Raw genomic sequence first — 26,266 nt, 5'->3', positions numbered from 1 at the left:
CCCCGGCGGGAAGCCGGGGCCGTTCGTGGTGCGCCCGGGCGGGCGCGGGGTGGCTCAGAGGCGCTCGGGGGTGCGGATGCCCAGCAGCGCCATGCCCCGGTGGAGGGTGCGGGCGGTCAGGTCGCAGAGGAAGAGACGGTTCTCGACCTGCGCGGGCGTCTCCGCCTTCAGGACCGGGCACTGGTCGTAGAAGGTCGTGTAGAGCGACGCGAGCTGGTAGAGGTACGCGGTCACCTTGTGCGGCGCGTACTCCCCGGCGGCCTCGGCGACGGTGTCGCCGAACGCGTCCAGGTGGAGGCCCAGCGCCCGCTCCGCCGGGGCGAGCGGCAGCTCGGGACGGGCCACGGGGCCGGTCTCGCCCGCCTTGCGCAGGATGGACCTGATCCGGGCGTACGCGTACTGGATGTAGACGGAGGTGTCGCCGTTGAGCGACACCATCTGGTCCAGGTCGAACTTGTAGTCGCGGGACGGGGACGTCGAGAGGTCCGCGTACTTCACCGCGCCGATGCCGACCTGCGCGCCCCGCTCCTGGATCTCCTCCTCGGTGAGGTCGCGCGCCTTCTCCCGCACCACCTCGGCGGCGCGCTGGGCCGCCTCGTCGAGCAGGTCCTCCAGCCGGACGGTCTCGCCCGCCCGGGTCTTGAACGGCTTGCCGTCGGCGCCGAGCACCGTGCCGTAGCCCATGTTGTGGGCCGTGACCCGCTCGTTCAGCCAGCCCATCCGGCGGGCCGTCTCGAAGACCATCTTGAAGTGCAGGGACTGGCGGACGTCCACGACGTACAGCAGGTTCGTCGCCTTCAGACCGAGCGCGCGGTCGCGGATCGCGGAGAGGTCGGACGCCGCGTAGCCGAAGCCGCCGTCCGCCTTCTGCACGATCAGCGGGACCGGCCGGTCGTCCTTGCCCTTGATGTCGTCGAAGAAGACGACGAGGGCGCCCTCGGAGCGGACCGCGACGCCGGACTCCTCCAGCAGCCGGGCGGTCTCGGCCATCATGTCGTTGTACGCGGACTCGCCGACGATCTCGTCGTCCCGGATCTCCATGTCCAGCTTCTCGAAGACCGAGTAGAAGTAGACCTTCGACTCGTCCACGAACCGCTGCCAGATCTCCAGGGTCTCCTTGTCGCCGGACTGGAGGGCCACCACCCGCCTGCGGGCCCGCTCCTTGAACTCCTCGTCCGCGTCGAAGACGGCACGCGACGCCTTGTAGACGCGGTTCAGATTGCTCATCGCCTGCTCGCCGTCGACGTCGGTGGCCGGGGCCAGCTCGTCGGGGTGCTCGATGAGGTACTGGATGAGCATCCCGAACTGGGTGCCCCAGTCGCCGATGTGGTGGCGGCCGATCGTCTTCTCGCCGGTGAACTCCAGGATGTGCCGCAGCGCGTCACCGATCACCGCGGAGCGCAGATGGCCGACGTGCATCTCCTTGGCGACGTTCGGCTGCGCGTAGTCGATCACCGTCGTACCGGCGTTCTCCGCGTACGGCACACCGAGGCGGTCGTCGGCGGCGCGTCCCGCCAGCGTCCGCACGATCGCCTCGTCGGTGAGCGTGATGTTGAGGAAGCCGGGCCCGGAGACCTCGATCTCCTTGATCAGCTCCGGCGCCGAGATGCCGTCCACGACCTTCCCGGCCAGCTCCCGGGGGTTGCCCTTGAGCTTCTTGGCGAGCGCCAGCATGCCGTTGGCCTGGAAGTCGGCCCGGTCGCTTCGTCGCAGCAGCGGGTCGGCGGCGCCGGCCTCCGGCAGGGCTGCCGAGAGGGCGTCCGCGACGCGCTGGTGGACCGTAGCTGCGAGGGAGGGGACCGAAGCCATGGAGTGCTGCCGTTCCGTTGAGGGTGATCAGAGAGCTGATCTGGCGGTAAAGGGTTTGCCGATCAGTATCCCACGGAGGTTCCATCGGTTTTCCGTCTGGGAGAATGGGAGCGCCGGGCGTTTGTCCCGGCACGGCAACCGTGAGCGATCGAGCGCAGAGTGCTGCGCGGAGAGCGCCGTGAGCGCAGAAAAGGAAGGGCCGACCGTGGCTCAGAGCACCGAGACAACCGACTGGGTCTCCCGTTACGCGGATGAGGTCATCGCCGAGTCGGAGCGTCGCGCGCCTGGCAAACCGGTCGTCGTCGCCTCCGGACTCTCGCCCTCCGGCCCGATCCACCTCGGCAACCTCCGCGAGGTCATGACCCCGCACCTGGTCGCCGACGAGATCCGCCGCCGCGGCCACGAGGTCCGGCACCTGATCTCCTGGGACGACTACGACCGCTACCGCAAGGTCCCCGCGGGCGTCGACGGCGTCGACGAGTCCTGGGCCGAGCACATCGGCAAGCCGCTGACCTCCGTCCCGGCGCCGAAGGGCTCCGCGTTCTCGAACTGGGCCGAGCACTTCAAGGCGGCCATGACCGCCGCCCTCGCCGAGATGGGCGTGGAGTACGACGGCATCAGCCAGACCGCGCAGTACACCTCGGGCGTCTACCGCGAGCAGATCCTGCACGCGATGAGGCACCGCGGCGACATCGACGCGATCCTGGCGCAGTACCGCACCAAGAAGGCGCCCGCCAAGAAGTCGCAGAAGCCCGTCGACGAGGCGGAGCTGGAGGCGGCCGAGGGCTCCGGCGCCGCCGGTGAGGACGACGGCAGCGCCGGGGGCGCGGGCTACTTCCCGTACAAGCCGTACTGCGGCGCGTGCGGCAAGGACCTCACCACCGTCACCGCCTACGACGACGACACCACCGAGCTGACCTACACCTGCGCCTGCGGCCACGGCGAAACGGTCAAGCTCAGCGAGTTCAACCGCGGCAAGCTGGTCTGGAAGGTCGACTGGCCGATGCGCTGGGCCTACGAGGGCGTGATCTTCGAGCCGAGCGGCGTCGACCACTCCTCGCCCGGCTCGTCGTTCCAGGTCGGCGGCCAGATCGTCGGGATCTTCGACGGTACGCAGCCGATCGGCCCGATGTACGCCTTCGTCGGCATCAGCGGCATGGCGAAGATGTCGTCGTCCAAGGGCGGCGTGCCGACCCCGGGCGACGCGCTGAAGATCATGGAGCCGCAGCTGCTCCGCTGGCTCTACGCCCGCCGCCGTCCCAACCAGTCGTTCAAGATCGCCTTCGACCAGGAGATCCAGCGGCTGTACGACGAGTGGGACCGCCTCGGCGCGAAGGTCGCCGACGGCTCCGTGCTCCCCGCGGACGCCGCCGCCCACGCCCGCGCCGTCGGCACCGCCGCCGGTGAGCTGCCGAAGACGCCGCGCCCGCTGCCGTACCGCACGCTCGCCTCGGTCGCCGACATCACCGCCGGACACGACGAGCAGACCCGCCGCATCCTCAGCGACCTGGACCCGGCCAACCCGGTCACCTCGCTCGACGAGGTCCGGCCCCGGCTGGACCGCGCCGAGCACTGGATCACCAGCCAGGTCCCGGCCGATCAGCGCACCGTCGTCCGCGCCGAGCCGGACGCCGAGCTGCTGGGCTCGCTGGACGACGCGGCGCGCGCCTCGCTGCGGCTGCTGCTCGACGGGCTCGACACCCACTGGTCGCTGGACGGCCTGACGCACCTCGTCTACGGCGTGCCGAAGGTACAGGCCGGGTTCTCGGCGGATGCCACGCCGAAGGAGCTGCCGCCGGAGATCAAGGTCGCCCAGCGGACGTTCTTCGCGCTCCTGTACCACCTGCTGGTCGGCAAGGACACCGGCCCGCGGCTGCCCACCCTGCTGCTCGCGGTCGGCGCCGACCGCGTCCGCACCCTGCTGGGCGGCTGACGCCCGGCCCGTAGCGGCGGAGAAACGCGGCTGCGCCCGCCATCCCCTCGGGGGTGGCGGGCGCAGCCGCGTCCGGGACCGGTACGCGATCAGCTCTTGGCGTCCTTGGCGTCCTTGGAGTCCTTGCCGTCCTTCGCATCGGACTTGCTGTCGGACGTGTCGTCCTTCTTGGCCCCGTCGGTCGCCTTGCCGGAGGCGCTCTGCGAGGCGTCCGGGGCGGCGGACTTGCCGGTGGCCGCCTCGACGGCTTCCTTCACGGCCTTCTCGGCGTCCTTGAGCAGGTCGCTGCTGTCGGGGGTGTCACCACCGGCGAGCCCCGCGCCGTTGTAGTTGAGCGTCACCACGATGTTGTCGGCCCGGACCACGACCGTCTGGTTGCGGTAGTCGTTGCCCTTGCTCTTCAGGTTGTACGTGACCCAGGTCGCCGCGGAGCCCACGCCGTCGACCGCGCCGGACTTCACCTTCGTGGCGTCCTTGGTGGCCTTCGCCAGGTCGACCTGCTTCGCGTAGAAGTCCTCGGCGCGCTTCTCGCCGGTGGCGTTCACCGCCGCCTCGGAGTCGTACCGCTTGAAGCTGACGTCCAGCCAGCGGAACTGGCTGCCGTCCACACCCTCGGACTTCGAGCTGTACCAGGAGCAGGTGGCGCCGGCGTTCGGGTCGGAGGACTTGCCCTTCTCCCCGGCGCTGCTCTTCGGCTTGGGCAGCAGCTGCTTGAGGGTGCCGTTGGCGAACACCGTGCACGGGTCGGGCAGCTTCGCGTACTTCGCCGGGGCCAGGCTCGGCGACGGCTTCGCGGCGGAGGAGGCCGGGGCCGACGGGTCCGAGGCGTCGGCGGCGTCCTTCGAGCCGGAATCGGAGCAACCGGCGACGAGCATCACCGGTACGGCCGCGCAGGCGAGAATGCTGGCGAGTCGCTTGGATGAACGGTGCATGGTTCCTTCGCTGTTCGTCGTTGTTCCGGCACATCAGGGCCGTTCCGGTGCGCCGGAACGTACGGCACCGACGGGGGCCCGGACCAGGCGTACGGCGTCAGACCCTACGCGGCGCGCGGACGATTCGCCCCGGAGATCACCGGCAGAAACGGACTGTTCGCCGACAACCCGACAGAAGGATCATTTACCTCGAACGGTGCATTACTCGCTGAGGGAGTCGGCCAGCTCCTCGGCCAGCGCATGCGCCTTGTCCTGCAGTTCCTGGCTTTCCGGCACCCGCGTCTTGTCGGTCGACCACTGGTCGTAGGTGACCGTCACGACCACGTTCGACGTGCGAAACACCACAGTGATGTCGCGGTGCACCCCGGAGTCCGCGGTGGCCAGCGCGTCCTGGAGGAATCCGGCGTCGCCGAGGTCGTCGAAGGTGTGCGCGGTGGTCCCGGTCGACGGCGCACCGCTCGGCGTACCGGCCTTGCCGCCCTTGCCGCCGTCCTTGCCCTTCCCGCCGGTCTTCCCGTCCCCCGTGAGCACGTCCGCGGCGTCGCCCGCCGTCTTCCGCGCCTCGGTGTCCCCGGCGCCGCCCTTCGCGTCCTTCCCGCCCTTCGCGTCCTTGCCGCCCTTGCCGGGCTCGGTGGAGGCGCTCGGCGCATCGCTCGGCGGCGCGGACTCCGTGCCCTCCTGCGGCACCCCCGCGGCCTGCGCCCGCTGCCCGTAGATCTCCCGCGCCCGGTCGTCGTCGCTGATCTTCGTGTCGTACGAGACGACCCGCTGGATGTCGAGCGTCAGATGCCGGGTACCGGCGGTGGTCTCCCGCTTCCAGCGGCAGCCGACGCGGCGGTCGGTGTCGTAGGTGACGTCCGCCTGCCCGCGGTAGACCTGCGCGGCCTCGTCGCCCGACAGATGCTTGCCGTCGCCGGGCAGCATGGCGCGCACGGTCGAGGCGGCGGGCAGTCGGCACGCGTCCGGGAGTGAGGAGTAGCGGCCCGGCTCGCCGGACTGCGCCAGCGCCGGTTCACCGCCCTTGGCGTCGCCGCCGCCCGTGGCGGAGGAGCCGCCCGAGCAGCCGGCGAGGCCGACGGTCAGCGCCGCGGCGGCCGCCAACGCGGCAGTGGGGACGAACGACCTGCGCTGCATCGTCCGGGGCTCCTTCCTGCGAATGCCCGGGAAATCCGGTTGCCGCCGGGAGGCGGGCGATGGACACAATGTCTACCGCACGTCTCACCGCAGGCGCCGTTCGACCGTCCCGCATCGCATGGATGGTCCGCGTTTTGCGTTCTATGACTTTTCGGGGGAATGAGGAAGGTATGTCGTACACCGAGCTGCCCGGTGCGCAGGTGCCGATCCGGATGTGGGCGGATCCGTCCACCGTCGAGGACGTCGCGATGCAGCAGCTCCGCAACGTCGCCACCCTGCCGTGGATCAAGGGCCTCGCCGTGATGCCCGACGTCCACTACGGCAAGGGCGCCACCGTCGGCTCGGTGATCGCCATGCACGGCGCGGTCTGCCCCGCCGCCGTCGGCGTCGACATCGGCTGCGGGATGTCCGCCGTCAAGACCTCCCTCACCGCCGCCGACCTCCCCGACGACCTCTCCCGGCTGCGCTCCCGCATCGAGCAGGCCATCCCGGTCGGCCGCGGGATGCACGACGACCCGGTCGACCCCGGCGCCCTGCACGGGTACCCGACCGCCGGGTGGGCCGACTTCTGGTCCCGCTTCGACGGCGTCGCCGACGCCGTCCACTTCCGCCAGGACCGCGCCACCAAGCAGATGGGCTCCCTCGGTTCCGGCAACCACTTCATCGAGTGCTGCCTCGACGAGGACGGCAGCGTCTGGCTGATGCTCCACTCCGGCTCCCGCAACATCGGCAAGGAGCTGGCCGACTTCCACATCGGACGGGCGCGGAGCCTCCCGCACAACCAGGGTCTGGTCGACCGCGACCTCGCCGTCTTCATCGCCGACACCCCGCAGATGGCCGCGTACCGCAACGACCTCTTCTGGGCCCAGGAGTACGCCAAGCACAACCGCGCCGTGATGATGGCCCTCTTCCAGGACGTCGTCCGCAAGGAGTTCCGCCGGGCCCGCCCGGTCTTCGATCCGGTCATCAGCTGCCACCACAACTACGTCAGCGAGGAGCGGTACGAGGGGATGGACCTGCTGGTGACCCGCAAGGGCGCCATCCGCGCGGGCAGCGGCGAGTACGGCATCATCCCCGGCTCGATGGGCACCGAGTCGTACATCGTCCGCGGGCTCGGCAACGAGAAGTCCTTCAACTCCGCCTCCCACGGCGCGGGCCGCCGGATGAGCCGGAACGCCGCGAAGAAGCGCTTCTCGACCAAGGACCTGGAGCAGCAGACGGCGGGCGTCGAGTGCCGCAAGGACTCCGGCGTCGTGGACGAGATCCCCGGCGCGTACAAGCCGATCGGCAAGGTCATCGAGCAGCAGCAGGACCTGGTCCAGGTGGTCGCGAAGCTGAAGCAGGTTGTTTGCGTGAAGGGGTGAGCGGTCGCTTCTTCCGAGGGGGCGTCCCGGACGGCACCGGGGTGCGGTCTTCCGCGTAGAAGTGGGGGCGGTCCGCCCTGTCTCTGTAGTAAAAGAGTGGTAAGGAAAGCTGGCGCCGCGTCAGCCCGCGGGTATCCCGGGCGGCTGACGCGGCGTCGTGCTGACCGTAACGAGGGAACGCACCACTCAGGGGAGAAGTAATGACAGAGCGGATACGACGTACGCGGTACGCGGCGGGCGTCATGGTGGGCTGTGTGTCGCTGCTGGCGCTGGCCACCTCGCCGGCTGCCGCCTCGGCGAAGGGATGTGCCGGGAATCCCGGTTCCACCGACGGCTCGGGTTCCGTCTGCCTCGACGTCAAGGGGACCAAGCTCAAGGTCAACAAATTCACCCTCGACAAGAAGTCGAACAACCGCGACTGGAAGGACAAGCCGGTCGTCACCGCGGGGAAATGGAAGTGGACGGGTGCGACCGTCAGCGCCCGCCGCGTCGAGACGAAGAAAGTCACCAAGACCATCAACAAGAGCTTTCCGAACAACACCGTGATGTGCGGTTACTGGAGCAAGTACCCGGGCACCAAGGCGTGCATCAAGATTCACAAATGATCCGGTGCTCCTGACCGGAATGTGATCCGGTAGTCTTGCCCGGCGGTGGGTGGGCCGCATCCACCGCCGGGCGAGCCCCGCCCACGGCGCCTCCGGCGCACGGAGCAGGTGACACGAGGAGGGCAGATGCTGACAGCCCGGAAGAGCGCGACGCCGACGACGCAGCCCCGGGGGGCCAAGCGAAAAAGCAGCCGCCTCCTCCTTCCGCTCGGTCTCGCCGTGTTCGCGGCGTGGATCGCCGTCGTGGTCGTCGGAATCGCGCAGGAGCCCGATCCCGGCGCGGCCTCGTACGGGAAACTCGCCTCCGATGTGGCGGAGAATCTGCACAAGGGCGATGCGGAAAGTCTGGCCCGTTATGTCAACGGTGACGGCGCGGATGAATACGCCAAGAATCTGGTCGGCAAGGTGAAGGATTCCGGGGAATCCGGAAAGATCTCGGTTTCCCGGGCGAGTGGTGAGCAGGTGCAGTTGAGTGCGCCGCATCTCTGTCTGACATGGGATGTCGAGAAGAGCGACGGCCGTTTCTTTCTCGACCCCGTTCCGCCGCTGACACCGTCGGCATGCACCACACCCTGACCCGCTGAATTCGGGAATTCCCCCCGCGTTTTCCCTCCCGCGCTTTCCGCACCGCGCTTTCCGCACCGCGCATTGCGCGGAAACGCCGCCGTGCCCCGCGCCCGACCCCGTACCGCCGTCCCGTCGGGCGGGGTCCCCGGGCCCGGGCACACAATGGAGGGGAGGCGTGCGGCAGGCGTGTCTCGGCAGCCGACGTCGAGGCGCCCGGACGGGGGCGGGCGGCGGGGAGTGTGCCGATGCGGTACGTCACCGTGACCGCGCTCAGCCACACGGGGCTGGTCCGGGAGCAGAACGAGGACAGTCTGGTGGCGGGCCCCTGGACGCTCTGCGGCACCGTCACCGAGAACCCGCAGACCCTGGTCTTCCCGCTCGGCCACCCGCTGGTCGTGGCGGTCGCCGACGGTATCGGCGGCCAGCCGGGCGGCGAGGTCGCCAGCGAGCTGACCGTCCGCCAACTCTCCGTGGCGGGCGCGTCGTTGCACTCCGAGGAGGCGCTGCGCGACGCGCTCGCCGTCTGCAACCGCGCGGTCTACGACGCCGCCGACCGTAACCGCGCCCTGGCCACCATGGGCACCACCGTCGCCGGGGTGGTCGCGCTGGCGGACTCCGTCCTCGCCTTCAACGTCGGCGACAGCCGGGTGATCGACGCCGGAACGGACGGCGCGCGGCGGCTCAGCGTGGACGACAACCCGCCGCTCACCCAGGGGCGCCGCACCACCTCGCTCCTCACCCAGTCCCTCGGCGGCGGGCTGCACTTCACCCCCGTCGTCCCGCATGTCGCCACCGTCCCGCACACCCCGGACGCGCGCTACCTGATCTGCACCGACGGCCTCACCGACCCCGTACCGGAAGAGGAGATCGACGACGTGCTGCGCCGGTACCCGGACGACAACAGCAAGGCCGCGTTCACGCTGTGGAAGGCGGCGATCGAGGCGGGCGGGCCGGACAACATCACGCTGGCGCTGGTCGGCATCGGCGGCCTGGACTGAGCGGCCCCGGACAGCCGTGAGGGCCGTCCGGGGACGGCCCTCACGGGTGGAGCGGGAGACGATCAGGCGCCGACGGTACCGGCGTGGTAGAGCGCGTTCCAGGTCTCGGGGGTCACGGCGCCGTCCGGCACCAGACCGTAGTTCCGCTGGAAGTTGACGATGGCCACGAGGGTGGGGGCGTCGAACGTCCCGCTGAGGTGGTTCCAGCCCAGGTACTTGCGGTTGGCGAGCAGGCACTGGATCTGCGAGACGCGGTCGCCCTGATCACCGAAGGAGGTGGTCTGGCGGCCTTCGTAGAACGCGCAGGCGGCGGGGGTGTCGACGAGGTTGTCGCCCATGGCGGCGAAGGCCGGTCCGGCGGAGAGGCCGGTGGTCAGCGCGCCCGCGGCGACGGTCAGCACGGCGGCGCGCTTGAGGGCGCGGCCGGAGCGGCGGATACGGGGGAGGGGGATACGGAAGGTACTCACGCCTGTCCCCGTTCCCCGCGACGCGCGATACATGTGGCCCGGCGGGCCCAGATGTTGATCTTCATAGTGATCTTTCTGTGGGTGATGTGCGGACGGTGTGAGCGGCCGCCGCGGCGGCCCCGGAAGCCCTCCCGGCGGACCGTGCGGCGGCCCCGCCGGTGGCCTCAGGAGGTGCGGTGGACCTTGGAGTTGGACGCCTGGGCGCGCGGGCGGACCACCAGCAGGTCGATGTTGACGTGGGACGGGCGGGCGACGGCCCAGGCGATCGTCTCGGCGATGTCGTCGGCGTCGAGCGGCTCGGCCACGCCCTCGTAGACCTTCGCCGCCTTCGCGGTGTCCCCGCGGAAGCGGGTGGTGGCGAACTCCTCGGTCTTCACCATGCCGGGCGCGATCTCGATGACCCGGACGGGCTGACCGCACAGCTCCAGCCGGAGCGTCTCGGCGAGGACGTGCTCTCCGTGCTTGGCGGCGACGTACCCGCCGCCGCCCTCGTACGTACCGTGCCCGGCGGTGGACGACACGACCACGACGGTGCCGTCGCCGGACGCGGTGAGCGCGGGCAGCAGCGCCTGGGTGATGTGGAGCGTGCCGAGGACGTTGACCTCGTACATGGCGCGCCACTCGGCCGGGTCGCCGGTGGCCACCGGGTCGGCGCCGAGCGCGCCCCCGGCGTTGTTGACGAGGACGTCGCAGCGGTCGAGGGAGGCGGCGAACGCCTCGACGGCGGCGCGGTCGGTGACGTCGAGGACGTACGCCTCGGCGTCCGGCAGCGCGGCGGCCAACCGCTCGATACGGTCCCGGCGGCGCGCGGTGAGCACGACGCGGTACCCGGCGTCGGCCAGCTGCCGCGCGGTCGCGGCGCCGATCCCGCTGCTCGCTCCGGTGACGACGGCGGTACGGGCGCCGACGGCGCGCTCCTCGGCGGTCATGGACACTCCTCGGGACGGGACGGCGGCACCCGTAGCGACGACGGGTGCACGGTGGGTGTTCCAGGATAGGCACGGCGATCTTCCGCCCGGTGCCCCGGGCGGGGTACGGGAGGTGGCCGACGGCCGGTCACCGGGCCTGCCGGGGCGGGGTGTTGGGCCGACGGCGGGCTCCGGGCCCCCGCCGGGGCCGCGCGGCGTTCCCGGGCGGGGTCAGCGGCCCCGGGGCGCGTACATGATCACGGCCATCCCGGCCAGGCAGATGAGGGCGCCGACGACGTCCCAGCGGTCGGGGCGGTAGCCGTCGGCGACCATGCCCCAGGCGAGCGAGCCCGCCACGAAGACGCCGCCGTACGCGGCCAGGATCCGGCCGAACTCGGCGTCCGGCTGGAGGGTGGCGGCGAATCCGTAGATCCCCAGCGCGATGACGCCCGCGCCGATCCACAGCCAGCCCTTGTGCTCTCGCACGCCCTGCCAGACGAGCCACGCCCCGCCGATCTCGAAGAACGCGGCGAGGACGAACAGCAGCACGGAACGGGCGATCACCATGCGCACCAGCGTAGAAGCCGCCCCGCACCGGCCGGGACGGGCGGTGGACCGGCGGTCCCGCGGCTACGGAAGCGGCGCGATCACGGCCACACCAGGCAGTACGCCTGGTGGCCCGCCTCGTGCAGCCGGTGCGAGAAGTCCTGCCACTCGTGGAGCAGCTGGTAGACGGTGTAGGCGTCGCGCGGGCCACCGCGGTCGGGGACGGTGGACCATATGAACGCGGCGGCGCCGACGGACTCCTCGCCGATGCCGCGCAGCGGGTCGACGACCGTCATCGGCAGCTTGACCACCGCGTAGTCGGGGTGGAGGACGACGAGTTCGAGCGGCGGGACCTTGTGGAGCGGGACGCCCTCGATGCCGGTGAGGACCATGGCGGCCATCGTCTCCGGCTTGATCTTGGTGAACATGCCGCCCATGCCCAGCTCGTCACCGCCGAGCTCCTCGGGACGCATCGAGATCGGCACCCGGGCAGCGGTGGCACCGTTGGGCGCGCCGAAGTACTTGTACGTCACCCCCATGCGGCCGCCTCTGCTGTCCCCACCCTTGATCCCGTCGCGCCGGTGGCGGCCACGCTGGGCGCGCTCAGGACCCCGGTCATCGGTCCCCTCGCCCAGTCCGCCACCGCGATGCATATCTCCCACCCGACCACTCGCGGCCTCAGCCGCGCAACCCGATCATCGTCTCAGAATCTCCCCCGTCACGGGCGCGCGAAACCGCCCCGCCGCACGCCCCCGCGCGCCTCTGAGACCATGGATGGCGTGACCCATTCGTACGATGCCCCAGTTTTGCAGACACGCGGGGGCTGACGCCCGGCCGGGAACGGGAGGATTCCGCAGGGGCCGACAAGGGACGGCGAGGGCCGTACCGGTCGTGCGCCAGGGTCTCCCGCACCGTTGTCAGCCGGGCCGTGTCCGTGTGGCGCCGCCCATCCCCCCGTATATGCAGGTCAGGATCGCTGTGACTTTTCCTTATGAAGCCCCTGTTTCGCAGTCGCTGTTCGACCGTGCGTCCCAGGTGACGCCCGGTGGCGTGAATTCGCCGGTGCGGGCCTTCCGGGCCGTGGGTGGTACGCCCCGGTTCATGGTGTCCGGTACCGGTCCGTATCTGACGGACGCCGACGGTCGCGAGTACGTCGACCTCGTGTGCTCGTGGGGACCGATGATCCTCGGACATTCCCACCCCGAGGTGATCGCGGCGGTCCAGGAGGCGGTCGCGCGCGGTACGTCCTTCGGTACGCCCGGTGCCGGTGAGGTGGAGCTGGCGGAGGAGATCGTCGCCCGGATCGCACCGGTCGAGCAGGTGCGGCTGGTGTCGTCCGGCACCGAGGCGACGATGTCCGCGATCCGGCTGGCGCGCGGCTACACCGGCCGGGCCAAGGTCGTGAAGTTCGCCGGTTGCTACCACGGCCATGTGGACGCGCTGCTGGCCGCGGCCGGTTCGGGCGTGGCGACCTTCGGTCTGCCGGACACCCCGGGTGTGACGGGCGCGCAGGCGGGCGACACGCTCGTGCTGCCGTACAACGACATCGAGGCGGTCCGGGCGGCGTTCGCGGCGTACCCGGGCGAGATCGCCTGTGTGATCACCGAGGCGTCCGCGGGCAACATGGGCGTCGTCCCGCCGCTGCCCGGCTTCAACCAGGGTCTGAAGGACCTCTGCGCGGACAACGGCGCGCTCTACATCTCCGACGAGGTGATGACCGGCTTCCGCGTCTCGAAGGCCGGTTGGTACGGCATCGACGGGGTCACCCCGGATCTGATGACGTTCGGCAAGGTGATGGGCGGCGGCTTCCCGGCGGCGGCGTTCGGCGGGCGCGCCGATGTGATGGCGCACCTGGCGCCGGTCGGTCCCGTCTACCAGGCGGGGACCCTGTCCGGTAACCCGATCGCGACCGCGGCGGGCGTCGCGCAGCTGCGGCTGCTGGACGACGCGGCGTACGCGAAGGTCGACGCGGTCTCCGCCGAGGTGCGGGCGCTGGTCGGCGAGGCGCTGACCAAGGAGGGTGTGGCCCACCAGGTCTCGGTGGCGGGCAACATGTTCTCGGTCTTCTTCACGGACACCGAGGTCACCAACTACGACCAGGCGAAGGCGCAGGAGTCGTTCCGCTTCACCGCGTTCTTCCACTCGATGCTCTCCCAGGGCGTCTACCTCCCGCCGTCCGCGTTCGAGTCCTGGTTCGTGTCGACCGCGCACGACGCCGCCGCGGTGGAGCGGATCGCCGCCGCGCTGCCCGCCGCGGCCCGCGCCGCCGCCGAGGCGACCGCCTGAGCCGGAGCGTGACGTAGGGCCGACCGGCGCGTACCGGTCGGCCCTACGCCCCCCGGCGGGGCGGTGCCGTCACGGCCCCACGGACCGACGACCGAATGAATGGGTGACATGAGCAGCGAAGACTTCACCGTCGTGCATCTGATGCGGCACGGCGAGGTGCACAACCCGGAGGGGGTGCTCTACGGGCGGCGCCCCGGGTACCACCTCTCGGATCTGGGCCGGAAGATGGCCGACCGGGTCGCCGAGCATCTGGCGGACCGCGACATCACACATGTCGTCGCCTCGCCGCTGGAGCGGGCGCAGGAGACGGCGGCGCCGATCTCGGCGGCGCTGGGGCTGACGACGGCGACCGACGAGCGGCTGATCGAGGCGGCCAACGTCTTCGAGGGGAAGACGTTCGGCGTCGGCGACGGCGCGCTGAAGAAGCCGGGCAACTGGAAGTACCTGACGAACCCGTTCCGCCCGTCCTGGGGCGAGCCGTACATCGAGCAGGTCGTCCGGATGATGGCGGCGCTCGGCGCGGCGCGGGACGCGGCGCGCGGGCACGAGGCGGTGGCGGTCAGCCATCAGCTGCCGATCTGGATCGTGCGCAGCTTCGCGGAGCGGCGGCGGCTGTGGCACGACCCGCGCAAGCGGCAGTGCACGCTGGCGTCCCTGACGTCCTTCACGTTCCAGGGCGACAAGATTATTTCCGTGGGTTACAGCGAACCGGCGAGGGACCTCGTGCCGTCTCATCTGTTGGCGGGCGCCAAGCCGGTCAAGGGGAAGGCCAAGGCGTTCGGCGCGTGACGTGAGCGGATGTGCTCGGGGCGGCCCCGCCGGGGCCGCCCCGTCGTCGTTCACGGGGGCCGGATCGCGGGTCGGGCTGACGGCTTGTCAAGGATGACTCGCCGGATGTGTCAAAAGTCATGAGATATAACCGAATAGCACGGAACCACCTTCTTCGTCGGGCCATCTAACCGATTGTCCATTTATATGGATATTGAAATCGGCGAGTACGGATGGGGACGACGCTATGCGCGCAATCAGTCGGCGGAACCTGCTGGGAATGGGTATCGGGGCGGCTGCGGCGCTGGGCGTCGCCGGCTGCTCGACCGGCTCGGACACCGCCTCCGACAAACAACGGGTGAAGAACGCGATCCAGGCACGGCCGAAGCTCATCGGCGACGGCTCGACCGCCGACTACGGACGCCAGCCCCACCAGCCCAAGGCACCGGAACGATTGGAACCGGGCCAGACGCCACCACAGTTCGTGATCTTCTCCTGGGACGGCGCGGGCGAGGTCGGCAACGGTCTCTTCCCCCGCTTCCTCCAGCTCGCCCGGGACCACGGCGCGGCCATGACCTTCTTCCTCTCCGGGCTCTACCTCCTGCCCGAGAGCAAGAAGCACCTCTACCTCCCGCCCAACAACGCCCCCGGCGCCTCCGACATCGGCTACCTCACCGACGAGCACATCAAGGCGACGCTCAAGAGCGTCCGCCAGGCGTGGCTCGACGGGCACGAGATCGGCACCCACTTCAACGGCCACTTCTGCTCCGGGTCCGGCACGGTCCAGAGGTGGACGCCCGACCAGTGGCGCTCCGAGATCGACCAGGCGGTCGACTTCGTGACGAAGTGGCGGACCAACACCGGCTTCACCGACATGGAGCCGCTCCCCTTCGACTACCGCAAGGAGCTGGTCGGCGGCCGCACCCCCTGCCTCCTGGGCCAGGAGAACCTGCTGCCCACCGCCGAGAAGCTCGGCTGGCGCTACGACGCCAGCTCGCCCGGCGGCCTCCAGATGTGGCCCCGTAAGAAGGGGAACATCTGGGACTACCCGCTCCAGCAGATCCCGTTCCCCGGCCACACCTTCGAGGTGCTGTCGATGGACTACAACATCCTCGCCAACCAGTCGAAGAACTCCACCCGCGCCCCGTCCGTCAACTACCCGGGCTGGCGCCGCCAGGCCACCGACTCGTACATCTCCGGCTTCCAGCGGGCGTACGAGACCAACCGGGCGCCGTTCTTCATCGGCAACCACTTCGAGGAGTGGAACGGCGGCGTCTACATGGACGCCGTCGAGGAGGCGCTCAAGCACATCGCCAACGAGCAGAACAAGGATGTGCGGATGGTCTCCTTCCGGCAGTTCACCGACTGGCTCGACGCCCAGGACCCCGCGGTCCTCGCCAAGCTCCAGGCGCTCCAGGTCGGCCAGCAGCCCACCGGCGGCTGGAAGAGCTACCTCGCCGCCTGACGGTCGGCCCGAAGCGGTGCGTGCGCGGTCCGTCCGACGGGCCGCGCACGGCCGTGACATGCCCTTTCGTGGCGTGATCCGCCCGGTGAGGGGGGCGCCAAAGATCCGGAATCCGCCCATGCGAAACTTTTCACATGAGTGCCTGCCGTGCCCCACGCCGCCTCACCGGCCGCCGTCGCCTCACCCTGCTCGCCGCGGGGACGGTGCTCGCGTCGCTGACGCTGAGCGCCTGCGGTGAGGGCACCTCGGGCGGCTCCTCGCAGACCCGGTTCGTCCAGGGCAAGAACGGCATCGCCCGGGTCGACGCGGCCGACCGGCAGAAGGTGCCGGACATCTCGGGCGAGACCACCACCGGCAAGCAGCTCGACCTCTCCTCCTACAAGGGCAAGGTCGTCGTCCTCAACGTCTGGGGCTCGTGGTGCGGTCCGTGCATCGCGGAGGCGCCGAACTTCGCGAAGGTCGCCAAGGACACCGAGAAGCAGGGCGTCCAGTTCGTCGGGATCAACACCCGCGACAACAAGACACAGGCGACCAGCTTCGAGGACCAGCACAAGATGCCGTACCCGAGTCTCTTCGACCCGACCGGCAAGCTGATGCTCCGCTTCCCCAAGGGCAGCCTCAACCCGCAGTCCATCCCGTCGACCATCGTCATCGACCGGCACGGGAAGATCGCCGCGCGCTCCCTCGGCCCGCTCGCCGAGTACGATCTGCGCGCGATGATCAAGCCGCTGATCGCCGAGAAGTGACCCCGTGATCACGCTCGCCGCCGCTGCGTACAACGACACCGTCATGACCGGCGCCCTGCTGGCGGCGGTCCCCCTCGCCCTCCTCGGCGGGCTGGTCTCCTTCTTCTCCCCCTGCGTGCTGCCGCTCGTACCGGGCTACATGTCGTACGTCACCGGCGTCACCGGCACCGACCTCGGCGAGGCCCGGCGCGGCCGGATGGTCGCCGGGGCGCTGCTCTTCGTCCTCGGCTTCACCGCCGTCTTCGTCTCCGGCGGCGCGCTCTTCGGCTTCTTCGGGCAGCGGCTCCAGGAGCACAAGGAGATCATCTCCCAGGTCCTCGGCGTCCTGATGATCCTGCTCGGCCTGGCCTTCGCCGGTGTCCTCAAGCGGTTCGGCCAGCGTGAGCTGCGCTTCCACAAGAAGCCCGCGATGGGGCTGGCCGGTGCGCCGCTGCTCGGCGCGCTCTTCGGCGTCGGCTGGACGCCGTGCCTGGGCCCCACCCTCACCGCCGTCAACACCCTCGCCTTCAACCAGGCGAGCGCCCCGCGCGGCGCACTGCTCACCGTCGTCTACTGCCTGGGCCTGGGCCTGCCGTTCATCGCCGTGGCGCTGGCGTTCCGCCGGGTGCTCGGCGCGTTCGGCTGGGTCAAGCGGCACTACGTATGGGTGATGCGGATCGGCGGCGGCATGATGGTCGTCCTCGGCATCCTCCTGGTCACCGGCGTCTGGGACGGAATGATGTCCGGGCTGCAGAGCTGGACGCAAAGCTCCACCGTTGGGATCTGAACCGATGTCCACCACGACCGACACCTCTCGCGACGCGGAGTCCGGCGCCCCGCGCGACGGCGACGCGGGCTCCGATCTCGGCGCGGCCGGAGCGCAGCTCTCCACCGCGCCCAAGGAGGAGATCAGCTTCCCCTCGCTCGGCCCGATCGGCTGGGTGCGGTGGTTCTGGCGCCAGCTCACCTCGATGCGGGTGGCGCTGCTGCTGCTCTTCCTGCTGTCGATCGGCGCCATCCCCGGATCGCTGATCCCGCAGACCTCCATCGACCCCGTCAAGGTCGACGCGTTCAAGACCGACCACCCCTCGCTCGCGGGCGTCTACGACAAGCTCGGGATGTTCCACGTCTACAGCTCGGTGTGGTTCTCCGCGATCTACCTGCTGCTCTTCATCTCCCTCATCGGCTGCATCGTGCCGCGCACCTGGCAGTTCGTCGGCCAGCTCCGCGGCCGTCCGCCGGGCGCACCGCGCCGTCTGACCCGGCTGCCCGCGTACGCGACCTGGCGTACGGAGGCGGAGCCGGAGGCGGTGCTCGACGCGGCGCACCGGCTGCTGAAGAAGCGGCGGTTCCGCGTCCACCGGGCCGGTACGGCGGTGGCGTCCGAGAAGGGGTACCTGCGGGAGCTGGGCAACCTCGTCTTCCATGTCGCGCTGATCGTGATGCTGGTGGCGTTCGCCGTCGGCAGCCTGTGGAAGTCCGAGGGCGGCAAGCTCATCACCGAGGGCGACGGCTTCGCCAACAACCTCACGCAGTACGACGACTTCAAGTCCGGCCCGTTCTACGACCCGGACGCGATGGAGCCCTTCGGCTTCACCCTCAACAGCTTCGACGCGACGTACGAGCGGACCGGCCCGGAGCGCGGCACGCCGCGGACCTTCCGTGCCAACGTCACGTACTACACCGGCGCGGACGGCGCGGAGCACCGCACCAAGATCGAGGTCAACGAGCCGCTCGACATCGCCGGCTCGCGGGTCTACCTCCTCAGCCACGGCTACGCGCCGCAGGTCAAGGTCAAGGACGGCCGCGGCAAGACCGTCTACGACGGCGCGGTGCCGTTCCTGACGCAGGATCCGAAGAACTTCACCTCCACCGGTGTGATCAAGGTGCCTGCCGCGCAGACCAAGGACGGCAAGCGCAATCAGCTCGGCTTCCAGGGCTTCTTCGTGCCGACCTTCGGCGGCAAGGGCTCCGGCTCGATGTTCTCGACGTTCCCGGCGCTCGACTACCCGGTGCTCACGCTCACCGCGTACCACGGTGACCTGGGGCTGGGCTCGGGCCCCTCGCAGAACGTCTACCAACTCGACCAGAAGAACCTCAAGCAGTACCAGGTCAAGGACCGCAAGCTCGCGAAGATGATGCTGCCGGGCGAGACGATGAAGCTGCCGAACGGCGACGGCTCCATCACCTTCACCGGCGTCAAGACCTGGGCCACCTTCAAGATCACCCACCAGCCGGGCAACGGTCTCGCGCTGACCGGCGCGGTGGCGGCGCTGCTGGGCCTGGCGGCCTCGCTCTTCGTCCAGCGCCGCCGGGTGTGGGTCCGCGCCGAGCCGGGCCCGGACGGCACCACCGTCGTCGAGATCGCCGGTCTGGGCCGCAGCGAGTCGGCCCGCCTCCCGGAGGAGCTGGCCGATCTGGCCGCCGCCCTGACCCCGGACGCCCCGGTCGCCCCGGACGCGGAGCCACAGCCGGACGACGCGGCCCCGGCCACCGGCGAGGCGCCGACCGAGGAGAAGGCGGCGTCCCCCGACGAGGCGGCCCCCGCAGCCCCCGAAGACCCGGCGCAGCCCACCGACTCCGCCGACCCCGCTGACCCCTCCGAAGGAGCGCGCGCGTGAACATCGCGGCCGCAGCCAACGAGACACTGGCGCACAACAGCAATCTGCTGGTCTACGGCGCGATGGCCGTCTACACCCTGGCCTTCCTCGCGCACATGGCCGAGTGGGTGTTCGGCAGCCGCAGCAAGGTCGGCCGCACGGCCGCCGCGCTGACCGCCGAGGCGGCGAAGCCCGCCACCGTCACCGTCCGCGCATCGGCCAAGGGCGGCACCGCCGTGCTGGACCGGCCCGTGGTCCACACCCGCTCCGCGCCCGGCAGCCGGGACGTCCCCGACGGCCCCGGCGCGGCCGGCGGCACCGAGCAGGGCGACCTCTACGGCCGGATCGCCATCTCCCTGACGGTGCTGGCCTGGGCGCTGCACGTCGGCGGCGTGGTCACCCGCGCGATGTCCGTGCAGCGCGCCCCCTGGGGCAACATGTACGAGTTCTCGACGACGTTCGCCGCCGTCGCGGTCACCGCGTACCTGGTCCTGCTGGTGGCGAGGAAGAGCGTCCGCTGGCTCGGCCTGCCGCTGGTCACCACCGTCCTGCTCACCCTCGGCCTCGCGGTCTCCGTCCTCTACACCGCCAGCGACCAGCTCGTCCCGGCGCTCCACTCGTACTGGCTGTGGATCCACGTCAGCTGCGCCATCATCTCCGGCGCCGTCCTCTACATGGGCGCCGTCGCCACGCTGCTCTTCCTCTTCCGCGACCGTTACGAGGAGCGGGTCGCCGACGGCCGGGTCGCCGCGCTGCACGAGCGGCTGGACACCCTGCGCCGCACCGGCAAGAACAAGGAGGAGTCGACGTTCTGGCTGCGGGTGCGGATCGCCGGTAACGACGTGATGTCCCGGCTGCCCGCCGCCGCCTCGTTCGACAAGTTCGCCTACCGGGTCAACGCCACGGTCTTCCCGCTGTGGACGTTCACCATCATCGCGGGCGCCATCTGGGCCGAGGCCGCGTGGGGCCGCTACTGGGGCTGGGACCCCAAGGAGGTCTGGTCCTTCATCACCTGGGTCGCGTACGCCTGCTATCTGCACGCCCGCGCCACCGCCGGGTGGAAGGGCCGCAAGGCCGCCTGGCTGGGCCTGATCGCCTTCGCCTGCTACCTCTTCAACTACTACGGCGTGAACATCTTCGTCACCGGCCTGCACTCGTACGCCGGGGTCTGACCCACCCGTACCCACACCCTCGGAGGCGGTCCCGGCACGGGGCCGCCTCCGGGCGTCTCCGGGGGCGCCGGACAGGCCCGGGTTCCCGGCGCTCACTCCGCCCCGGCGCCCCCGATGTCCTCCCGCCACAGCTCCGGCCGCTCCTCGGTGAACTCCCGCATCAGCCGGACGCACTCCGGATCGTCCAGCACCACGATGCGGACGCCGTGGCGGGCCAGCCAGTCGTGGCCGCCGTGGAAGGTGCGGGCCTCGCCGACGACGAGCCGGGAGATGCCGAACTGCCGCACCAGACCGCTGCAGTACCAGCACGGCGAGAGGGTGGTGACCATCGTGGTGCCGCGGTAGCCGGGGCGGCGCCCGGCCGCGCGGAAGGCGGCGGTCTCGGCGTGGGCGGACGGATCGCCGTCCTGGACCCGGCGGTTGCGGCCACGGCCCCAGAGCGTGCCGTCGGGCCCGTAGAGCGCCGCGCCGATCGGCACCCCGCCCTCGTCGCGCCCGGCGCGCGCCTCGGCCAGCGCGGTCGCCAGCATCGTCCGGGCCTGCTCCTGGAGATGGCGCGGATCGCCCGGCAGGTCGGGGGCGGGGCGGTCGTCCGTGCCGTCGCGCATCAGCGCGTCACGGTCGCGCGCCCATTCCCGGCGGCCGGACTCCGTGGGGTCGTCCATGCCGCCCAGCCTGTCAGTCCTTCGACGGCGGCGGGGTCTGGCCGGGGCCGTTCGGAGTGCCGTCGTCGTCGCGGCGGCGCAGCTCCTCCTCGCGGCGGCGCAGATCGGCCTCCCAGTCCTTGAGCAGTGCCTCGTCCCGCTCGCTCTCCTGCTTGCGCCGCCCGTCCTTGAGGGAGTCGAGGAACTCCGGGTTGTCGTCGGGCGCCACCCAGGTGGCCCGGCCGCGCGGCGCGCCGCCCGCGGTCTCGCGGACCTTGCCCGCGACGAGCCAGGCGATCGGCCCGACCAGCACCTCGCCGAAGAGCAGGATGATGAGCACCCAGACGACCTTGGGCAGGCCGCGGATCTGCGACTCGGGGGTGTTGACGCAGTCGATGAAGGCGTAGATCCACAGCGCCAGGACCAGAAGGAACGGCAGATACCTGAGCATGGCGGAGGCGGCCCCCTGGACGCGGCGGCGGGCCCGCTGCGGGGCCCGGTGACCCGTCCAGGGTAGTGCGTACCCGATACTGGGACGTATGGCTTATGACGATCTTCGCTCGTTTCTGCGCGCGCTCGACCGGGAGGGCGACCTCAAGCGCATCAAGGCCGAGGTCGACCCCCATCTGGAGGTCGGCGAGATCGTTGACCGGGTCCAGAAGGCGGGCGGCCCCGCGCTTCTCTTCGAGAACGTCAAGGGCTCGGCGATGCCGCTGGCCATGAACGTCTACGGCACCGACCGCCGCCTGCTGAAGGCCCTCGGCCTGACGTCGTACGGCGACATCAGCGACAAGATCGGCGGACTGCTCCGGCCCGAGCTGCCGCAGGGCTTCGTCGGGATGCGCGAGGCGTTCGGCAAGCTCGCCGGGATGACGCACGTCCCGCCGAAGAAGGTCAAGGGCGACGATGCGCCCGTGCAGGAGGTCGTGCTCCGCGGCGAGGACGTCGATCTGGACGCGCTCCCGGCGCTCTTCACCTGGCCGAAGGACGGCGGCTCCTTCTTCAACCTGGGCCTGACGCACACCAAGGACCCCGAGACCGGCATCCGCAACCTCGGTCTCTACCGCCTCCAGCGCCACGACAGGCGCACCATCGGGATGCACTGGCAGATCCACAAGGACAGCCGGAACCACTACCAGGTCGCCGCCCGCCGCGGTGAGAAGCTCCCGGTCGCCATCGCCTTCGGCTGCCCCCCGGCCGTCACGTACGCCTCGACCGCGCCGCTCCCCGGCGACATCGACGAGTACCTCTTCGCCGGGTTCCTCCAGGGCAAGCGGATCGAGATGGTCGACTGCAAGACCGTCCCGCTCCAGGTCCCGGCGCAGGCGGAGGTCGTCATCGAGGGCTGGCTGGAGCCCGGCGAGATGCTGCCGGAGGGCCCGTTCGGCGACCACACCGGTTTCTACACGCCGCAGGAGCCGTTCCCGGCGCTGAAGATCGACTGCGTGACGATGCGGAAGCGGCCGATCCTCCAGTCGATCGTGGTGGGCCGCCCGCCGACGGAGGACGGACCGCTGGGCCGGGCGACGGAACGCTTCTTCCTCCCGCTGCTGAAGATCATCGTCCCGGACATCGTCGACTACCACCTGCCCGAGTCCGGCGGCTTCCACAACTGCGCGATCGTCTCGATCGACAAGAAGTACCCCAAGCACGCACAGAAGGTCATGCACGCCATCTGGGGCGCCCACATGATGTCGCTGACCAAACTGATCGTCGTGGTCGACGCCGACTGCGACGTCCACAACCTCCACGAGGTCTCCTGGCGGGCGCTGGGCAACACCGACTACGCCCGCGACCTGACCGTCGTCGAGGGCCCGGTCGACCACCTCGACCACGCCTCCTACCAGCAGTTCTGGGGCGGCAAGGCGGGGATCGACGCGACGAAGAAGTGGCCCGAGGAGGGCTACACCCGCGACGGCGGCTGGCCGGACATGGTCGAGTCGGACGCCCGGACGGCGGCGCTGGTCGACCGCCGGTGGAAGGAGTACGGCCTGTGAGCAGCGAAGCCCTCCCCGGCGACGGCGGCGCGCAGCTGCCCGCCGCGCCCCCGCGCCCCGGCCGCACCAAGGCGTTCCTCCGCCTGGTCATGATCGAGCACTCGGTCTTCGCGCTGCCCTTCGCCTACATCGCGGCGCTGACCGCGATGTACGAGGTGGACGGGACCGTCCAGTGGGGGCGGCTGCTGCTGGTGACGGTGGCGATGGTCGGGCTGCGGACGTTCGCGATGGCCGCCAACCGCATCATCGACCGCGAGATCGACGCCCGGAACCCGCGCACCGCCGGGCGGGAGCTGGTGACCGGCGCGGTGTCGGTCCGCTCGGCGTGGACCGGCGCGCTGATCGCCGTCGTCGTCTTCCTGGGCGCCGCGGCGCTGCTCAACCCGTTGTGCCTGGCGCTGGCGCCGGTCGCGGTGGTGCCGATGGTGGTCTATCCGTACGGCAAGCGGTTCACCCACTTCCCGCACGCGATCCTCGGGCTGGCGCAGGCGATGGGGCCGGTCGGCGCCTGGCTGGCGATCACCGGCAGCTGGTCGTGGGACGCGGTGATCCTGGGGCTGGCGGTCGGGGTGTGGATCGGCGGCTTCGACCTGATCTTCGCCTGCCAGGACGTGCAGGCGGACCGGGCGCACGGCGTGAAGTCCGTCCCCGCCCGCTTCGGCATCCCGGCGGCGCTGCACGGCGCCCGCGCCGCTCACGCCGTCACCACCGCACTGCTGGTCTGGTACGCGCTGGCCACCGGCGCCGGGGTGTGCTTCTGGGTCGGCCTGGTGATCGTCGTCGGGGCGTTCCTCTACGAGCACACGATCGTCCGGCCGCACGACCTGTCGCGCCTGAACCGCGCGTTCTTCAGCGTCAACGGCTTCATCGGTATCGCGCTCTTCGTCTGCGCGCTGGCCGATCTGGTGGTCCGCGGTCTGACGCTCTGACGGCACGGCACGGAAACGGCGTACGGCCCGGAGCGGGAGGCTCCGGGCCGTAGCTGTCTTCGCGGGCCGTGCCCCGGCCGTCACCGGCGGGGCGGGCGGCTCACGGCTTGAGCATCGGCCAGGCGACCAGGCGGGGGTAGGTCCACCACTCGCCGCGGTTGGCCTTCATGGTGGCGATGATCGAGCAGACGACGCTGCTGAGGGCGTAGCCGCCCATCATCACGATGATCGTCAGCATCGGGACGGCGAGCCCGGCGGACGCCCGCTGCGCGGCGTTGGCGACCATGCCGTAGACGATCATCGTGCTGAAGTAGAGCACGGTGCCGATGACGGCCATGATCGCCTGGGTGAGCCCGAAGTTCAGCGCCTCGGTGGTGTGGTGGCGCAGATACGGGTCGTTCTTGTTGCGGGAGTCGTTGCGCATCGACATCGGGCCGATCCAGCCGAGGAACGCGCCGATCCCGCAGCAGATCGCCGAGCCCGCGGTGACCGTCAACAGCGCGCTCAGATGCGCCCACATCGCGGTGGAGTGGGACGGCGCCGACGGCGGCGGCGCGGCGTACCCCGGGCTCGGGTACGGACCGGCGGACGGATAGCCGTAGCCGCCGGGCGGGGCGGACTGCTGCCATCCCTGGGCGCCGTAGGGCTGCTGCGGCTGGCCCTGTGGGCCGTAGCCGTAACCGGGCTGCTGGTCGGACATCTGCTCACCCCGTAGTACTGCGGCCGGACGGTCGTCCCCGCCCGGCGCTCTGCCGTTACCGAGAGATTACGGGACGGGTCCGACAGCGGGCCGGGCGGTGCGCCGCGGCAGCGCACGGAGCAGGAACGCGGCGAGCACCCCACCGGCCAGTCCGAAGAGGTGGCCCTGCCAGCTGACGTCCCCGGCGCCGGGCAGCACGCCCCACAGCAGCGAGCCGTAGACGACCAGCACGCCCAGACCGATGAGGACGTCGGGCAGCGAGCGGTCGGTGAAGCCGCGGACGAGGAGGAAGCCGAGGATGCCGAAGACGACGCCGGAGGCGCCCGCGGTGTTGCTGTGCGGGAAGGCCGTCAGCCAGACGCCGAGCCCGCTGACGACGGTGATCAGCGCGACCACCCACAGGAAGCGGCGGACGCCGAGGCGGAGCGCGGCGAGGAAGCCGAGGACGAAGAGGGGCAGGGTGTTGGCGAGGAGGTGGTCGAAGCCGAAGTGGATGAAGGCGGCGGGCACGATGTCGACCAGTTCGGACAGCTCCCGCGGCCGGATCCCGAAGGTGTCCAGGGCGTGGCCGCTGACGGTGTCGGCGATCTCCAGGACCCACAGGAGCGCGGTCCAGCCCAGCATCAGGAAGAGCGCGGGCCTCGCTCGGCTCATCGTCCGGCCTCCTCGGTGCGGTGGCCCGCCCGGGCGGCGGGGTTCCGGTGGGAGAACGGCCGTGACGGGGCCGGTGGTTCCGCCGGATAGGGTCGATGTCGTGGAGTTCACGCCCAGCGACACCAGTTCATCCGGCGCCCCGCAGCCGGTCCCCGGCCCGCGCCGCCCGTGGGTCGTCGGGGTCTCCGGCGCCTCCGGCACGCCGTTCGCCGCCTCGGTGCTACGCGCATTGCTCGCCGCCGGGGAGGCGGTCGATCTGGTGGTGAGCCGGGCGTCCCGGTTGACGCTGCTGGACGAGACCGGCATCGCCTTCCGGGACGCGCACTGGCAGGCGGATCTTCGGCAGTGGCTGGCGCGCGGCGCCGACGGCCGACCGGAGACGTTCCCGGTGACCGAGGCGGATCTGGCGGATGTGCGGTGCTGGCCGGCCGGGGATCTGGCGGCCGGACCGTCGTCGGGTTCGTATCCGGCGAAGGGGATGGTGATCGTCCCGGCGAGCACGGCGTGCGTCGCCGGGGTGGCGCTCGGACTCTCGAAGGATCTGCTCCAGCGGACGGCGAGCGTGACGCTCAAGGAGCGGCGGCCGCTGGTGGTCACGGTGCGGGAGACCCCGCTGAGCGGACCGACGCTGAAGCAGCTGGTGGCGCTGGACGAGGCGGGCGCCGTGGTGCTGCCCGCCTCTCCGGCGTTCTACGCGGGGGCGACGCACATCCAGGATCTGGTGGACTTCGTCGCCGGCCGGGTGCTCGATGCGGCGGGTGTGCCGCACGGCCTGTACCGGCGCTGGGAGGGGGAACTGGGGCGGGCCTCCCGTGAGGAGGGCCCCGGTGTCCGTCGGTGAGTGGTCCGCGGGGGCCGGTCCGGCCGGTGGCGCGGCGCCCGCGGGGCGCGGATCAGCGCTTCTTGGCGGCGCGCAGCGTACGGCGCCGGGCCCGCGGGGCGGCGGGCTGGTGAGCACGGGAACGATTGGCCCGGTCCTGCAGCTCGCGCATGCGGGCGTAGGCCATCTCGATCGAGTACACGGTGACAACTCCTGTGAAGATCGTCCTTGATCATTTGAGAG

27 protein-coding genes are annotated in these 26,266 nt (G+C 70.8%); 15 read left to right on the top strand and 12 right to left on the bottom strand.

Translation table 11 applies throughout. The features are described 5' to 3' along the window. Positions 1-54 precede the first annotated feature (54 nt). On the bottom strand, positions 55-1,809 hold the full coding sequence (argS, locus tag IF23_RS0125850) for an arginine--tRNA ligase (protein WP_030287707.1): 1,755 nt from the start codon (positions 1,807-1,809) through the stop codon (positions 55-57). Between the two features lie 178 nt (positions 1,810-1,987). Here argS and lysS point away from each other — a divergent pair, with 178 nt between their 5' ends. Next, the gene (lysS, locus tag IF23_RS0125845; RefSeq protein ID WP_425423887.1) at positions 1,988-3,742 is read left to right on the top strand and encodes a lysine--tRNA ligase; all 1,755 of its coding nucleotides are present in this window, start codon (positions 1,988-1,990) and stop codon (positions 3,740-3,742) included. 89 nt (positions 3,743-3,831) lie between these two features. On the opposite strand, the gene IF23_RS0125840 is transcribed toward lysS, so the two are convergent. Continuing rightward, positions 3,832-4,674 (bottom strand): DUF3558 family protein, encoded by an 843-nt coding sequence (locus IF23_RS0125840; RefSeq protein ID WP_030287703.1) that lies wholly within the window; start codon positions 4,672-4,674, stop codon positions 3,832-3,834. A 201-nt stretch (positions 4,675-4,875) separates the two neighbouring features. Then, a complete protein-coding gene (locus tag IF23_RS0125835; protein WP_030287702.1) occupies positions 4,876-5,808 on the bottom strand; it encodes a hypothetical protein in 933 nt (310 codons plus the stop codon). Between the two features lie 170 nt (positions 5,809-5,978). Here IF23_RS0125835 and IF23_RS0125830 point away from each other — a divergent pair, with 170 nt between their 5' ends. The 4 genes from IF23_RS0125830 to IF23_RS0125815 all read left to right on the top strand — a co-directional run bounded on the left by IF23_RS0125830 (position 5,979) and on the right by IF23_RS0125815 (position 9,342). Then, positions 5,979-7,172, top strand: a complete 1,194-nt coding sequence (locus IF23_RS0125830) for an RtcB family protein (protein WP_030287700.1) — start codon at positions 5,979-5,981, stop codon at positions 7,170-7,172. A 200-nt stretch (positions 7,173-7,372) separates the two neighbouring features. After that, positions 7,373-7,777 (top strand): hypothetical protein, encoded by a 405-nt coding sequence (locus IF23_RS0125825; protein ID WP_157848083.1) that lies wholly within the window; start codon positions 7,373-7,375, stop codon positions 7,775-7,777. Positions 7,778-7,903: 126 nt separating this feature from the next. Continuing rightward, entirely contained in the window at positions 7,904-8,353 is a 450-nt protein-coding gene (locus tag IF23_RS0125820) for a hypothetical protein (RefSeq protein ID WP_030287697.1), read from the top strand. Between the two features lie 236 nt (positions 8,354-8,589). Beyond that, complete coding sequence (locus IF23_RS0125815; RefSeq protein ID WP_030287695.1) at positions 8,590-9,342, top strand: PP2C family protein-serine/threonine phosphatase; 753 nt, start codon at positions 8,590-8,592, stop codon at positions 9,340-9,342. 62 nt (positions 9,343-9,404) lie between these two features. On the opposite strand, the gene IF23_RS0125810 is transcribed toward IF23_RS0125815, so the two are convergent. From IF23_RS0125810 to IF23_RS0125795, 4 genes are all read right to left on the bottom strand, one after another. Then, complete coding sequence (locus tag IF23_RS0125810) at positions 9,405-9,809, bottom strand: peptidoglycan-binding domain-containing protein (protein WP_245655113.1); 405 nt, start codon at positions 9,807-9,809, stop codon at positions 9,405-9,407. A 164-nt stretch (positions 9,810-9,973) separates the two neighbouring features. Continuing rightward, the gene (locus tag IF23_RS0125805; protein WP_030287691.1) at positions 9,974-10,738 is read right to left on the bottom strand and encodes an SDR family oxidoreductase; all 765 of its coding nucleotides are present in this window, start codon (positions 10,736-10,738) and stop codon (positions 9,974-9,976) included. A 210-nt stretch (positions 10,739-10,948) separates the two neighbouring features. After that, complete coding sequence (locus tag IF23_RS0125800; protein ID WP_030287690.1) at positions 10,949-11,284, bottom strand: YnfA family protein; 336 nt, start codon at positions 11,282-11,284, stop codon at positions 10,949-10,951. An 80-nt stretch (positions 11,285-11,364) separates the two neighbouring features. Then, a complete protein-coding gene (locus IF23_RS0125795; RefSeq protein ID WP_078654258.1) occupies positions 11,365-11,916 on the bottom strand; it encodes a hypothetical protein in 552 nt (183 codons plus the stop codon). A 307-nt stretch (positions 11,917-12,223) separates the two neighbouring features. On the opposite strand from IF23_RS0125795, the gene hemL reads away from it, so the two are divergent. The 7 genes from hemL to ccsB all read left to right on the top strand — a co-directional run bounded on the left by hemL (position 12,224) and on the right by ccsB (position 20,279). Further along, positions 12,224-13,549 carry a glutamate-1-semialdehyde 2,1-aminomutase gene (hemL, locus tag IF23_RS0125790; protein ID WP_078654257.1) on the top strand — a complete coding sequence of 442 codons (1,326 nt, stop codon included), beginning with the start codon at positions 12,224-12,226 and terminating at the stop codon, positions 13,547-13,549. Between the two features lie 108 nt (positions 13,550-13,657). Then, entirely contained in the window at positions 13,658-14,338 is a 681-nt protein-coding gene (locus tag IF23_RS0125785) for a histidine phosphatase family protein (protein ID WP_030287687.1), read from the top strand. Positions 14,339-14,564: 226 nt separating this feature from the next. Beyond that, entirely contained in the window at positions 14,565-15,782 is a 1,218-nt protein-coding gene (locus IF23_RS0125780; RefSeq protein ID WP_030287685.1) for a polysaccharide deacetylase family protein, read from the top strand. 134 nt (positions 15,783-15,916) lie between these two features. Then, the gene (locus tag IF23_RS0125775) at positions 15,917-16,528 is read left to right on the top strand and encodes a TlpA family protein disulfide reductase (protein ID WP_030287684.1); all 612 of its coding nucleotides are present in this window, start codon (positions 15,917-15,919) and stop codon (positions 16,526-16,528) included. A gap of 4 nt (positions 16,529-16,532) precedes the next feature. Beyond that, positions 16,533-17,294, top strand: coding sequence for a cytochrome c biogenesis CcdA family protein (locus tag IF23_RS0125770; RefSeq protein WP_030287682.1), 762 nt, complete (start codon positions 16,533-16,535; stop codon positions 17,292-17,294). A gap of 4 nt (positions 17,295-17,298) precedes the next feature. Continuing rightward, entirely contained in the window at positions 17,299-19,128 is a 1,830-nt protein-coding gene (gene resB, locus IF23_RS0125765) for a cytochrome c biogenesis protein ResB (protein ID WP_030287680.1), read from the top strand. Next, complete coding sequence (gene ccsB, locus IF23_RS0125760; RefSeq protein WP_030287678.1) at positions 19,125-20,279, top strand: c-type cytochrome biogenesis protein CcsB; 1,155 nt, start codon at positions 19,125-19,127, stop codon at positions 20,277-20,279. Before resB ends, ccsB begins: the two co-directional genes overlap by 4 nt. Before the next feature lie 92 nt (positions 20,280-20,371). Here ccsB and IF23_RS31615 read toward each other — a convergent pair whose 3' ends face one another. Continuing rightward, positions 20,372-20,887: a nucleoside deaminase gene (locus tag IF23_RS31615; RefSeq protein WP_107127018.1), complete on the bottom strand. Its 516-nt coding sequence runs from the start codon at positions 20,885-20,887 to the stop codon at positions 20,372-20,374. A 70-nt stretch (positions 20,888-20,957) separates the two neighbouring features. Continuing rightward, positions 20,958-21,374, bottom strand: coding sequence for a PLD nuclease N-terminal domain-containing protein (locus IF23_RS0125750; protein ID WP_030287674.1), 417 nt, complete (start codon positions 21,372-21,374; stop codon positions 20,958-20,960). A gap of 88 nt (positions 21,375-21,462) precedes the next feature. Here IF23_RS0125750 and IF23_RS0125745 point away from each other — a divergent pair, with 88 nt between their 5' ends. Then, entirely contained in the window at positions 21,463-22,920 is a 1,458-nt protein-coding gene (locus tag IF23_RS0125745; RefSeq protein ID WP_030287672.1) for a menaquinone biosynthesis decarboxylase, read from the top strand. Between the two features lie 35 nt (positions 22,921-22,955). Continuing rightward, positions 22,956-23,849 carry a menaquinone biosynthesis prenyltransferase MqnP gene (mqnP, locus tag IF23_RS0125740; protein ID WP_030287670.1) on the top strand — a complete coding sequence of 298 codons (894 nt, stop codon included), beginning with the start codon at positions 22,956-22,958 and terminating at the stop codon, positions 23,847-23,849. 100 nt (positions 23,850-23,949) lie between these two features. Here the strand turns inward: mqnP and IF23_RS0125735 are convergent, their stop codons facing one another. Continuing rightward, complete coding sequence (locus IF23_RS0125735) at positions 23,950-24,549, bottom strand: DUF4870 domain-containing protein (RefSeq protein WP_030287669.1); 600 nt, start codon at positions 24,547-24,549, stop codon at positions 23,950-23,952. Positions 24,550-24,615: 66 nt separating this feature from the next. Continuing rightward, positions 24,616-25,203 carry a rhomboid family intramembrane serine protease gene (locus IF23_RS0125730; protein WP_037679672.1) on the bottom strand — a complete coding sequence of 196 codons (588 nt, stop codon included), beginning with the start codon at positions 25,201-25,203 and terminating at the stop codon, positions 24,616-24,618. Between the two features lie 100 nt (positions 25,204-25,303). On the opposite strand from IF23_RS0125730, the gene IF23_RS0125725 reads away from it, so the two are divergent. Then, complete coding sequence (locus IF23_RS0125725; RefSeq protein WP_051739897.1) at positions 25,304-26,044, top strand: UbiX family flavin prenyltransferase; 741 nt, start codon at positions 25,304-25,306, stop codon at positions 26,042-26,044. A gap of 52 nt (positions 26,045-26,096) precedes the next feature. On the opposite strand, the gene IF23_RS35470 is transcribed toward IF23_RS0125725, so the two are convergent. Next, positions 26,097-26,225 carry a hypothetical protein gene (locus IF23_RS35470; RefSeq protein ID WP_281180012.1) on the bottom strand — a complete coding sequence of 43 codons (129 nt, stop codon included), beginning with the start codon at positions 26,223-26,225 and terminating at the stop codon, positions 26,097-26,099. Between the last annotated feature and the right edge of the window lie 41 nt (positions 26,226-26,266).

Origin of the sequence: Streptomyces catenulae (genome assembly GCF_000718015.1) — a bacterium.
GTDB lineage: Bacteria > Actinomycetota > Actinomycetes > Streptomycetales > Streptomycetaceae > Streptomyces > Streptomyces catenulae.
The sequence above is the reverse complement of the archived record's forward strand: the minus strand, read 5'-3'. Positions and strand labels throughout refer to the sequence as shown.